General features: G+C 45.2%; 9 protein-coding genes. 5 read left to right on the top strand and 4 right to left on the bottom strand.

The annotated features are described in order from the left end of the window. Positions 1-75: 75 nt before the first annotated feature. The 3 genes from VIG27_RS03045 to VIG27_RS03035 are packed head-to-tail and all read right to left on the bottom strand — an operon-like array spanning position 76 to position 3,242. Positions 76-930 carry a carbohydrate ABC transporter permease gene (locus tag VIG27_RS03045; RefSeq protein ID WP_394525110.1) on the bottom strand — a complete coding sequence of 285 codons (855 nt, stop codon included), beginning with the start codon at positions 928-930 and terminating at the stop codon, positions 76-78. Between the two features lie 6 nt (positions 931-936). Next, positions 937-1,866, bottom strand: a complete 930-nt coding sequence (locus VIG27_RS03040) for a carbohydrate ABC transporter permease (RefSeq protein WP_394525109.1) — start codon at positions 1,864-1,866, stop codon at positions 937-939. A 26-nt stretch (positions 1,867-1,892) separates the two neighbouring features. After that, positions 1,893-3,242 carry an ABC transporter substrate-binding protein gene (locus VIG27_RS03035; RefSeq protein WP_394525107.1) on the bottom strand — a complete coding sequence of 450 codons (1,350 nt, stop codon included), beginning with the start codon at positions 3,240-3,242 and terminating at the stop codon, positions 1,893-1,895. A 254-nt stretch (positions 3,243-3,496) separates the two neighbouring features. Here VIG27_RS03035 and VIG27_RS03030 point away from each other — a divergent pair, with 254 nt between their 5' ends. From VIG27_RS03030 to mtlD, 4 genes are all read left to right on the top strand, one after another. Further along, positions 3,497-5,263 (top strand): sensor histidine kinase, encoded by a 1,767-nt coding sequence (locus tag VIG27_RS03030; RefSeq protein WP_394525105.1) that lies wholly within the window; start codon positions 3,497-3,499, stop codon positions 5,261-5,263. A gap of 1 nt (position 5,264) precedes the next feature. Beyond that, on the top strand, positions 5,265-6,806 hold the full coding sequence (locus tag VIG27_RS03025) for a response regulator transcription factor (RefSeq protein WP_394525104.1): 1,542 nt from the start codon (positions 5,265-5,267) through the stop codon (positions 6,804-6,806). After that, positions 6,803-7,924, top strand: a complete 1,122-nt coding sequence (locus tag VIG27_RS03020) for a glycoside hydrolase family 88/105 protein (RefSeq protein ID WP_394525103.1) — start codon at positions 6,803-6,805, stop codon at positions 7,922-7,924. Before VIG27_RS03025 ends, VIG27_RS03020 begins: the two co-directional genes overlap by 4 nt. 334 nt (positions 7,925-8,258) lie before the next feature. Continuing rightward, complete coding sequence (mtlD, locus tag VIG27_RS03015; protein ID WP_394525102.1) at positions 8,259-10,367, top strand: bifunctional mannitol-1-phosphate dehydrogenase/phosphatase; 2,109 nt, start codon at positions 8,259-8,261, stop codon at positions 10,365-10,367. Here mtlD and VIG27_RS03010 read toward each other — a convergent pair. After that, entirely contained in the window at positions 10,364-11,245 is an 882-nt protein-coding gene (locus tag VIG27_RS03010) for an AraC family transcriptional regulator (RefSeq protein ID WP_394525101.1), read from the bottom strand. The two genes, mtlD and VIG27_RS03010, sit on opposite strands and share 4 nt — an antisense overlap. A gap of 149 nt (positions 11,246-11,394) precedes the next feature. On the opposite strand from VIG27_RS03010, the gene VIG27_RS03005 reads away from it, so the two are divergent. Then, positions 11,395-12,792, top strand: a complete 1,398-nt coding sequence (locus tag VIG27_RS03005) for an alpha-glucosidase/alpha-galactosidase (RefSeq protein ID WP_394525099.1) — start codon at positions 11,395-11,397, stop codon at positions 12,790-12,792. Positions 12,793-12,881: the final 89 nt, after the last annotated feature.

Raw genomic sequence — 12,881 nt, 5'->3', positions numbered from 1 at the left:
TCATTCCGCCTTCTTTGTATATTTTAAAAAGGCGGGAAACCGCATAAAGCTGGTCTCCCGCCTAAAAAGCCGTAATTAGCCCTTAATTCCTGTGGAGGCGATTCCTTCTACCAGATACTTCTGCATTGTTAAGAAAATCACAAATATGGGAATCAGGGATAAGGTCGCCATTGCAAACATGGCTCCCCAGTCAGAACCTGCGGTCGGATCAGAGAACATCTTTAGCGCATAGCTGACCGGATATTTTAACGGATCACTCAGGTAGAGCAAGGCCGCAAGGAAATCATCCCATCTCCACATGAAGGAGAAAATTGCGCTTGTGACCAGTGATGGTTTTATAAGCGGCAATATGATACGGATAAAGATGGAATATATGGAACAGCCGTCCATTCTGGCCGCTTCATCTAAGTCAATGGGAATTCCCTTGATAAACTGTACATTTAAGAAAATAAAAAAGCCCTGACCGAAAAACTGCGGTACGATGATCGGAAGATAGCTGCCTACCCAGCCCAGCTTGTTAAAGATGATGTACTGGGGAATCATGATGACCTGGAACGGAAGCATCATGGAAAGCAGCATACATGCGAACCAAAAGCCTTTCCATTTAAAATCAATGCGGGCAAATCCATAGCTGACGATGGCAGAGGATACAACGGCACCGACGGTGGAAAGACCGGCAATGATAAAGGAATTCTTGAAAAAGGTTGCAAACCCGTAGCCTGCAAAGCCTTTCCAGCCCACCTTGTAATTGTCAAGGGAAAAGGCTTCCGGAATAAGGCTGGCTGCAGTACGGAATATCTCATTGGTATTTTTAAAGGAACTCATTACCATCCATACAAGCGGATATATCATAACACAAGCGAAGAAAAACGTAAATACATGATATATCACTGTGATGGCATTTCTTTTTTCTTTATATCCTGTCTTCATGATTCATCACCCTTCTGCCTCGTAATATACCCACTTTTTCTGGGTCTTGAACAGTACCAGAGTCAACAGACCCACTACCAGTACCATAAACCAGGCCATCGCACAGCCGTACCCCAGTTTGTTGTACGTAAAAGAATTCTGGTACATGTATACGGTATAGAACAAAGTCGTGTCCCTGGGTTTTCCCTGAGTGATGATGTAGCTTTGGGTGAATGCCATAAATCCGTTGATCAGCTGGTTGATCAGATTAAAGAAGATGCTGGGTGTCAGCATGGGAAGCGTAATCTTAAAGAACCGCTGGATTCCATTGGCTCCGTCTACGGTGGCTGCTTCATAAAGGCTGACCGGAATCTGCTTTAAACCGGACAAAAATATCAGCATGGAGGAACCAAACTGCCAAACTGCCAGTATGATCAGAGTCCAGATGGCGGTATCCATCCTTCCAAGCCAGGCAATGTCAGAAGGAAGACCCACGATTTTTAAAAGTGCATTGATCACACCGTCACTGGCAAACATACGCTTCCATAGAATCGCCACCGCAACACTGGAACCAATGATGGAGGGCAAATAATAAACGGCCCTGTAAAAACCGGATAGCTTTGTACTTTTTACCAGCAGCATGGCTACCGCAAGAGCCATGAGCAGCCGGAGAGGAACCGAAAACAGAACATAGTACATGGTTACGCCAAAAACCTTCCAAAATTTAGGGTCCGCTGTAAACATGGTTTTGTAATTTTCCAGACCTATAAAAACCGGTGACTCCAAAATGTTGTATCTGGTGAATGAAAACCCTAAAGATAAAATCATCGGAATGGCCAGGAAAGCTAAAAATCCTATCATGAAGGGCAGGATAAAGATATATCCTGCAACCTTCGGTCGATTCAATGCCCGAACCAATGATTCTTTTCTTTTCGGGGTCATTTGATTGTTCTTCATCTTATCCCCTCCAGAATGTCTAACTGCTATTTTGCCGCTTCTTCCAGGATGCGCTTGGCTTCCGGTACAAACTGAGCCGTCGCCTCATCCGTCGTTGCATCGCCGTAACGGATTGCTTCCACAACGGTCTTTGCTAATGCTTCCACTTCTCCTTTGCCTGCCGGATCTGGTGCATCAATTGGTGTTGCGATTTCAGAAACCTTTGCAATGAAGTCAAACACGTGCTGGGAAACTGCATCTGCCTTAGGTTTGATGTCATCTGCTACGGTTGAATTGATGGGAATTCCTCTTTCAGCAAGAAGAATATCATTGGCCTCTGTGCTGTTTACAAACCAGTCAATAAACTTTGCTGCTTCTTCTTTGTTCTTGGAAGATTCTGAGATGGAGAAGAACTGGCTTGGTTTCAAATACATTGGCTGCGTTTTTGCATCCGTTGTGGTGGGATACATGGTGATTCCCAGTTCCCTGCCTGCCGTGCTGGAAACGCTGATGTACTGGTTGGAGAATAAAAAGTCATTCCAGGTGGTGGAATCAATAATCGGCTTCGTCTCCACAACATCAGGGTTTTTCTCTGCAAGAAGGTCTGCGGAAATGCTGAATTCAGCTTTTGCAAACTTCTCAACATTGGCAAAATGAAGTTTCATGGAATCCTCTTTGCCCTCCTTCAGCTCATCAAACAGTTGAGACCCATTGGTTCTGGCAATGATCTGCATCATGTTGATCCCGCCGTCGAAATAGGTTTTTGTTCCTGTCTTTTCGTATATTGTCTTGGATATGTCATATAATTCCTCGATGGTCGGCTGTTCCGGAATGGTAACTCCTGCTTTTTCTACAATTGCCTTGTCATATACCATCATCGGAGCGTTGCTTCCTAAGCTGATGGCATAGCATTTGCCGTCAATGGAACCGCTTTCAATAATGCTCTCCGGAATTTTGGAGGTATCAATGAGACCGCTTGTGATGTATTCCGACAAATCGGCAAGCTGTCCGCTCTTTTGGTACTGGGTCAAATAGGAATAGTCCATCTGTACGATATCCGGCATATTGCCGCCTGCAGCCATTGCGGAAAGCTTATCCCAGTAACCGGACCAGTCGGTAAATTCCACCTTGATCTCCACATTGGGATTCTGGCTCATATACAAATCTGCCGCTTTTTTTGTTACATCATTTCTCGTCTGGTTCCCCCACCAGGTGAGATTTAAAGTAATCTTGTCCCCGGATGCTGCCTGGGTATCCGGGGCCGCCTTGGTCGTCTCAGCCGCACTGGCCGCACCGGTGGTCTGGGTGTCTGTGTTCTCTGGTTTAGAACCGCAGCCAGCTAAAGAAACTGCTGCCAAAAGTGCTGCAAGTACTGCCGGTAAAAATCTTTTTCTCATAATAAAACCTCCCTCTTAATTGATTTATGATAATCTCATGATATGTCAAATATGCACAACAGTAAAGTTAAAATATAGCTTTTTATGGTTAAAAAAACATCTTATTGTTACTTTTTGACTTTTTTCAATTTATTTTTTTACATTTTTACTATATAATATAAATGTATAAGGTCTGAACACTGTATGTTTTATATGTGTGTCACACCCCAGCAAAACCTATGGGTGTCCAGACACGCCCCAGGAAGAAAGGACGTATGTCTATGAGTCGGTGTACCATCTGGTTCAACAACCTGTCTTTATATAAGAAGGTCCTCACGGTATTTCTGCTGGAGGTGCTGGCACTTTGTATCACCTTTGCTCTCAGCCTCAAGATACTTACCTCCCGGTATCATGAGGAACTTTACCGTACCAATGCAAATTCCTTAAACCATGTGACCACTTATCTGGAATCGGAAATGAAGATGGTGGAAACCATATCAGACAACTTGATCGGGGACAAGGTCATCCAAAATAACCTGGCGTTCCTTTCGGAAAATCCTTACAGCAACCGCCGTTCCGCCGCCCGCAGAGATATATATGAACAGCTTTACCCCTATATGTACCGAAGCAGCTACATCAAATCCATCAACATCGTACTGTCCGACGGTTCAAACATCTGTATGGGAAGCTCTGATGAAATCTTGAAATTCAACATCAAAGAACTGGATCAAAGTCTGGAATCTTTAAAAGGGAGATCCATCTGGGCGTCCGGAATCGCCCCAGGTCCCAATACGGTATGTGCCAGGCAGATTCTGAAACTGAAGTATTTAAGCTTAAAGAAGCTGGCAGAACTCTATATCACCGTGGATATGGATAAAATGATTGAAGACGGCTTAAATAATTCCGGCAGCCTTGCAGAAAATTCCAAGTTCATCCTGATATCCGGAGACAAGCGGATTTATCCTGCCGCCCCCTTTCACGATAAATACTGCAACCAGCTGATTGCAACTAATAGAAAGCAGGGAAATTCCTATTCCATTGCCACTTTAAGCGGCAACAAAGAATTTATCATCAACGGCCATGTGCCATATGTGGGCTGGGATTACCTCTATTTCAGGGATTATGATCCGTTATTTTACCGAATCCGTCTGGTCACCATGCAAATTTTTCTATTTACCCTCTGCATCATTCTGGCCACTGCGGTCTGCGTGAACCTGATTTTCCGCCATATATTCCGACATCTGGACTATCTGATTGAAAAGATACAGTGTTTTGGAAGCGGGGAACTTCCTGCCTGTGATGTAAAATGCTACGATTATCAGAACCGTCAGGATGAAATCGGTCAGCTTCACCGCAGCTTTGATGAGATGACCCACAGCGTAAAGGTCCTGCGGGATGAGAATTATGACAAGCAGCTTCTCGTCAGGGATTCCACCATCAAGATGCTCCAGCAGCAGATCAATCCGCACTTTTTATACAATACGCTGGATACCATCAACTGGATGGCCCAGAAATACGGAGCGGAGGACATTTCTGTAATGGTCCGCTCTCTGGGGAATTTGTTCCGTGCTTCCATTGCAGACCAAAAGGACAGGATTCCCCTGTCTGAAGAATTAAAGGTACTGGATAACTATATCCGCATCCAGCAGATCCGCTTCAAAGACAGGCTTCATTTTGAACTGGAAACTCCCGAGAATATTTCCCGGATTTGCGTACCAAAGCTTTGCATCCAGCCTCTGGTGGAAAACGCACTCAAGCACGCTATGGAGGACACGGACGAGCTGTGCCGGATACGGGTCATCATTAAGGAAATGGAGATGAATTACCGGATCTCGGTCACCAATACCGGTTCCCGGTTTGAAGAGGATCTGCTTCAGAAAATAAAGAACAGGGAAATCACGCCCCAAGGCTCCGGAGTAGGCCTTTTAAACATCAACTCCCGGCTAAAACTGCTTTACGGAGACCAATACGGATTGAACTTTTACAACGAAGGCGGAAAGGCAGTGGTCATGCTGTCCATTCCCAAGGAACAGGAGGAATGATATGCTGAGACTGATGATCGTAGATGACGAACAGATTATAAGAGAAGCCCTCTCCCAGATGATTGATTTTGAATCCATTGGCTATGAGCTGATCGCTGCGGCCAAAAACGGTATGGAGGCTTATGATATTATTTGTGACGATTACCCGGATGTGGTGATCACAGACATCCGGATGCCCATCCTAAACGGTCTGGATTTAATCAGCCGTTCCATAAAATCCGATTCCAGAATCACCTTTGTCCTGCTTTCGGGATACAATGACTTTGAATATGCCAAGCAGGCAATGAAGTACGGAGTCCGCTACTATCTCTTAAAGCCCACCGACAAAAATGAGCTGATTGATTCTCTGGTATCCATCCAAAAAGAACGGCTGAAGGAGGAAGAAAACCGGAGACTCCAGCAGAAACATTTCCTTAATACCCTGCACGTTCCCCTGGAACAAAGCTTTATTATGGAAGCACTGGAACATCAGGACTCCTTTTCTCCGGTGTTCCGCAAATATCAGGGATTTTTATGCTTTCCAAAGGACTGCCTTTATGCCTGTATCTGCTCCTTTGTGGAAGAAAACTACTTAAAAAACTTTGCCGCCGATGTAAGAAGAATCCTGGACTGTGCCCGGATTCCTCTGCAATTTTCCATTTTGTATGTAAAAAACACGGCGGTGCTGGTTTTCCCTGCCTCCACCCTGGCCCTGCAGGAAGAATTGAGCCGGCAGATTCTGGAACTGAAATATCCGGGCCAGTCCGTCACCTTTGAAACCGAGTTTATCCATAAAGAATCCACGGAAAAATTGTTTCAAACTATAATATCAAAAATTTCCCGGTTTGAGAAAATCCTTCTTCTTGGGGACCGGGGCATCTCCCATGAGATCAAGAACCACATTGCCTCCCCGTGGAGGATCAGCCAATTGGAGGATTCCATCACTTCCGCAGAAAACACCGTACAGGCTGCAAAACTACTGGACTCGGTTTTTATGGATTCCATGCCCGTATCCAGCGCCAGAAATCTGGCTCTCGGTCTGTTTCTGCAAAGCAGCAGGGAACAGGAAAAGCTGCCGTCGGACGCTGCCTGTGATTTTTTCAGGCGCCTTTATTCCTGTACTACGGTAAAGGACATCAAAACACTTTTGCTGGTGGTCATGGTCCAAAAAACAGACGGCACCAATTCCCACAAAAACGGCTCCAACATTGCGCTTTTAAAATCCTATATCAGAGATCACTTAGACTCTGAGAATCTGTCGTTAAAATGGCTGGCAGAGAATTATCTGTTCGTCAGTGTGGGATATTTAAGCAAGCAGTTCATAAAAGAGGAGGGAATGCGCTTTTCCGACTACTTAAACAAAGAACGGATGGAAGAAGCCATTCGTCTGATGAGGTTTTATCAAAATGACAATGTAAAACAAATTGCCCGACAAGTGGGTTTTGGCAGCAATCCCCAGTACTTCAGCCAGGTATTCAAGCGGTTTACCGGCCTTACGCCGACCGAATATATTGAAACGCACAAAATAAAACAGGAAACACGTGCCAAAGGAGAGAAACCATGAAATCAAACGAACAGTTACTTGAAAAAATCCACTTAGTGGTAGAAAAACTCATGAACTTAGGCGGCAGCGATTACGACAAGGACCGTACCGTCAGCCAGAACGATACAAAAAAAGGCATTATCCAGAGAGATTTCGGTATCGAAGAATGGGACTGGCCCCAGGGAGTGGGATTATACGGGCTTTATAAGCTTCAGGACTTTTATGGGGACGGCCGCTATCTGCCATTTTTTGAAAAATGGTACCGCGGACATATGGAAAAAGGACTTCCCTCCAAAAACATCAACACCACGGCTCCCTTTCTCCCCTTGTCCTATCTCTATGAAAAACTGGAACAATCCGAGGATTACAAAGGGCTTTGTGAGAAACGGGCCGACTGGCTGATCCAGGAACTTCCTAAAACTCCGGACAACGGCTTCCAGCATGTGACCAGCGCCATCGGCGACCGGAACGGAGTGGCATTAAATGAAGGCCAGCTCTGGGTGGACACACTGTTTATGTCCGTTCTTTTCTTAAACAACATAGCCAATCAACTGGACCGCCCGGACTGGAAGAACGAAGCCATTCATCAGTTTCTGGTCCACATCAAATATCTGTTTGACAAAGAGACCGGACTATTCCACCATGGCTTCCGTTTTGACCGAAGAGATAATTTCGGAGGTATCTTCTGGTGCAGAGGAAACTCCTGGTTCACCTACGGCATCATGGAATTCATTGACAACTGCAGCGAAGAACTGAACGAAGGCGTACGGACCTATTTCATTGATACCTTTAAAGCTCAGGCTGAGGCTCTCTTAAAACTCCAGGCACCCTCCGGCCTTTGGCATACCGTTCTCAATGACAGCACCAGCTACGAAGAGGTTTCCGGTTCCGCCGCCATCGCAGCCGGTCTTTTACGAGGGGTAAAAGCCGGAATTCTCGACGAGTCCTATAAAAAAGCCGCCGACCGGGCCATCGACGGGATCTGCGATAATATATCCGATGACGGAACGGTATTAAATGTATCCGCCGGAACCGGCATCGGTATGACAGCCGAACACTATAAAAATATTTTGATCATGCCCATGGCTTACGGACAGGCTCTCGCACTGACCGCATTGTGCGAGGCACTGGAAAAATAACCAAAAAAGCGGATTTTTTTATCACAGAAGGGAACCTGCTTTTCGCAGAAACAGGTTCCCTTTTTATTGCCTTTTTGGGGAGAAAACCACATATTCAGTCCCGGAATCCATTAAAAAATGAGAAAAATAAAAAACAGCAGATTGCACAAAAAATCACCCGGCAAATCAAAAAATCCAAATCCATATCCGTCTTATCCCCGAAATAAAGCAAACATATTTTTGGTACATATGACTTTTTTCAACCGGAGATACGACGATCCGGATTTGACAATCACTTTTCCATCTTGTAACATAAGATAAACATTTTATATGTAGTCTGAAAAAGGAGGAGCACATGATGAAATTAATAGATAAAGATATCACTGCTGCGATTTTTGACATGGATGGCACCATGTTTGATACAGAGCGGCTCAGAATGAAGGTTTTAAACGAAGCCTCACTGGAACAATACGGAAAAGCCATGCCAACGCAGCTGCTGTTAGACTCTCTGGGACTCAGTTCTGTTTCTGCCCAGAAGTTGGCGAAAGAAGAATTCGGTCCGGATTACCCTTATGAGGAAATCCGAAAAAGAGCTGATGAACTGGAATTATCTTATGTAAAAGAGCATGGCGTTCCTGTAAAAAACGGACTGATTGAAGTTTTAGAACGTTTGAAACGCAATGAAGTTCTGCTGGCAGTTGCCACCTCCAGTAAAAGAGCCATCGCAGAGGAATACTTAAGAGATGCAGATGTTTTTAAATACTTTGATGTGGTAATCTGCGGAGATGAAGTAGACAAAGGAAAACCGAATCCCCAGATATTTTTAAAGGCGGCCGACGGCATCAACTGCCAGCCGGAAACCTGCCTGATCTTTGAAGATTCTGAAAACGGCCTTTTAGCCGCAGCTTCAGCAAACGGCCTTCCGGTCTATATAAAAGATATTAAAGAAGCCCGGCCGGAGATTAAGAAAAAAGCATGGCTTTGCTATGAAGATATGAACCAATTTCTGCAGGATCTGCGTCCTTATACAAAGAAATATTCCCTTCCAACTCTCAATGAACATTTCCCTCAAAACAACAACCCTCTTACTGCCGGTATCCACGGCTTTGGTGCCATCGGCGGCGGATACATTGCCCAGGTTTTTTCCCATTGGGATGGATATACGAGACCCGGCAAGATCATCGGAGCCACCAGAAATGCGGAACTAAGGAACATGGTAAATGCATTCCATTCCTACCAGGTCAACTATGAAAGTCTCGCCTATGAGCAGACCATCCGGAATGTCTCCCTGATTGATATCGACCAGGAAGACCAGATGGTTTCCATGTATCTGGAAGCAGATATTATGGCCTTATGCCTTCCTGAAAGTGCCATAAAACAACAGGCGGCAATGACAGCCCAGGGACTGCTTGCACGAAAAAAGGCCAATCTGGAGCCGCTGACCATTTTAATCATATTAAATAAAGTTCATGCTGCTGCCTTTGTAAAAAAGCAGATCAAAAAAGCGCTTCTGGAGATTGTTTCAGAAGAAACTGCCAATGAAGTCCTTGATGAGACTTATTTTTGTGAAACCGTTGTAAACCGGATGGTTTCTGCCTGCCCGAAAGAGGAACTGTTAAAACAGATACAGCGAAAGCTTAATTCTCTAAGAGAATCTGTCCCGGATACGGAAAATATAAACAAACCGGTGATCAGCCTAAAAGGAGTCACACGAATGTTAAAAGACATATCTGCAATTCAAACAGAACTTTCCAAAGTAAGTCTGGTATTGTTTAACAGTGAACCGGATATGCCCCTTTATGCCGGCGGGAACAGTCCGCTTCTTCCCCATCTCCGTCAGGTAAAAGTCATGGAAGATATCAGCCAGATGCAGGTAATTAAAAACCGGCTTTCCAACGGTACTCATGCCATGATCGCCTGGTATTCTGCAATTCTGGGCTATAAGACCATCGGACAGGGAATGGGAGATGAAAGAATCCTTGATTTCGTAAACAGTCTTATGGAAAAGGAAATCAAACCAGCTCTCCTGGAAAAAAATCCTGATTATGAGGATTATATGAACGGATTTACAAAAAACTTTATTAAGCGCTGCCGATTTTCCTTTAAAGACCCTGTCGAGCGGGTCGGACGGGACCCCATCCGGAAACTCCAGCACAATGAACGGGTACTGGGAACCATGTCCCTGGTACACTCTTTGAAACAATCATCTCCGCTTCTTGAATTTGGTACCGCTCTCGGATTCTATTATGGAATTTCTTTAATAGATCCAAATGACAAAGAAAGTCTAAAACTTCGCAGGCTTTATGAACAATTGGGGAATATTGAAGCAGTCCTGACTTACAGCGGAACGGTTGACAAAAAGCCCTGCAGATTCCTGGATAAGGAAAAGGATCATGATGCGGTCCTTCGTATCAGCAGATATTTTCACGAATTGGCCCGAAAAAACTCTGCAAGCTTCGCCTAAAAAACACCGGAAGAGCTGTTATTCTGCTCTTCCCCCATTTTTCGATATCTGGACGGGTTCGTATCTGCATGTTTTTTGAAAACCCGTTCAAAATAAGTAACGCTTTCAAACCCAAGTATATCGGAAATCTCCGTAATGGAATAAGCGCTGTTTGCAAGCAGCTCCTTGGCCTTTCTGACTCTCGCCAGATTCCGGTATTCATTGACAGAAAAACTTGTTACTTCCCGGAAAATTCTGCTTAAATAGGATTTGCTGATAAAAAACCGCTCCGCAAGCTCCTCTAAGCTTTCCCCTGTTTCACAGTGGACCGTTAAGTATTCGGCCACCTCATGAACCTTCCCGTGTTTGGCGGTCTGCACCGTAGGGGTTATCTCCTTGAGCACATTCCTTTTCCGGTTTCGATAGATCATCAAAAGGATCTGAGACAGCATCAACCGAATCATGATCTCATACCGTTCTCCCCTCTGTTTAAGCTCCTTTCGGACCCCCAGCAGAAGTTTTTTCATCTCCCCCCATTCCATTTCCGAAAGCTTTATTACACCGTAATAATCCCCAAATATCTTTTCCAGAGAATATACCCCTGCACCTTTCAGCCACGGTTCCAAAACCCTTCCATTTAACTGAAGCAGTATCCGGTCATGTTTTCCACTCCCCGCCTGGCTTGTCTTGTGGACCTGTTCCCGGTTCACAAGAACCATATCTCCCGCCTTCACATAATACGTTTCCTTTTCAATAAAATAATACCGCTCTCCTTCCAAAAGAAAATACAGCTCATACGTGTCATGAAAATGCTTCATAGTCATGGAATATTCCTGATCCCTTACCACTTCATCAATGGCGATTCCCTCCCCGCTTTCTGAAAAAACTGTTTTTTCCATTCCGCCCTCCATGTTAGTAGCCAAAAGTACGATTACATCAAAAAAAGCACCAATTATATAAGAATTATAATACTATAATACTTTATAATATGCAATATAGAACACAAGGAAGCACCGAAAAACAGCTGCATATTACAGGAGGAACCCACATGAAATACGCTGACAACAAAGTTACAGATTTAACAATCGCCTACATCGGCGGCGGCTCCAGAGGCTGGGCCTGGACCTTTATGACCGATTTATCCCTGGACGACTCATTGAGCGGAACCATTCGTTTATACGACATTGACGAGTCCGCCGCAAAGAGCAATGAAATCATTGGAAATAAGCTGACTAGCAGAGAATACACCATCGGAAAATGGAACTACGAAACTTCCGCTACCTTAGAAGAAGCACTGACCGGATGTGACTTTGCAGTTATTTCTATTCTTCCGGGAACCTTTGACGAAATGGAATCCGATGTCCACCTTCCCGAAAGACTTGGCATCTACCAGTCCGTAGGCGATACCGCAGGCCCAGGCGGAATGATCCGTGCCCTGCGCACCATCCCCATGTTCGTGACCATTGCAGAAGCCATCAAAGAGTACGCACCAGAGGCCTGGGTCATTAACTACACCAACCCCATGTCCTTATGTGTAAAAACCCTCTACCACGTATTTCCCCAGATCAAAGCCTTCGGATGCTGCCACGAAGTATTCGGCACCCAAAAAGTCCTAAAAGGGATCTGTGAAGAAGAACTGGGTCTAAAAAACATCGACCGCCATGACATTCACGTAAACGTCCTTGGAATCAACCACTTTACCTGGTTTGACCAGGCTTCCTATAAAGGAATTGATTTATTCCCCGTATACCAGGATTACATTAAAACCCACTACGAAGAAGGCTACAACGAACCAGACAAAAACTGGGCAAACAGTACATTTGAATGTGCGCACCGTGTAAAATTTGACCTATTTTGCCGCTACGGATTCATAGCCGCCGCCGGAGACCGCCACCTTGCCGAATTCATGCCCGGAGCAGAATACCTAAAAGACCCGGAAACAGTCAAAAGCTGGAAGTTTGGCCTAACCACCGTAGCCTGGAGAAAAGAGGACTTAAAAACCCGCCTTGCAAAAAGCCAACGCCTGGTAAACGGAGAAGAAGAGATGCAGATCACCCCCTCCGGCGAAGAAGGAATCCTATTAATCAAGTCCCTCTGCGGCCTTGCGCGCACCATCAGCAACGTCAACATCCCAAACACCAGTCTGCAGATCCCAAATCTGCCCAAAGACGCCATTGTAGAAACCAACGCTGTATTCGCCCGTGACAGCATCAAACCAATCCAAGCCGGTTCCCTCCCGGAAAACCTCCTGGAATTAATAAGCCCCCACGTAGCCAACCACCAGCGAATCCTAACAGCCGCCCTCACCTGCGACCGCTCCTTGGTCTACGAGGCATTTGCCGCCGACCCTCTCATAAAAGGCCGCGCCACCAAAGCCGAGATCAAATCCCTCGCCGACGACATGATCACAAACACCCTCAACTACCTCCCCAAAGGCTGGAAATAATAAAATTCATTCAAACATTTACCTATACCCCCTAAATCAAACTCATCAAAATTACCCGCCGCTCTTTTGTCCTCCGCCAACACGCCCGC

Origin of the sequence: Lacrimispora sinapis, from assembly GCF_043633585.1 — a bacterium.
In the GTDB taxonomy this organism is placed as follows: Bacteria; Bacillota; Clostridia; order Lachnospirales; family Lachnospiraceae; genus Lacrimispora; species Lacrimispora sinapis.
The sequence above is the reverse complement of the archived record's forward strand: the minus strand, read 5'-3'. Positions and strand labels throughout refer to the sequence as shown.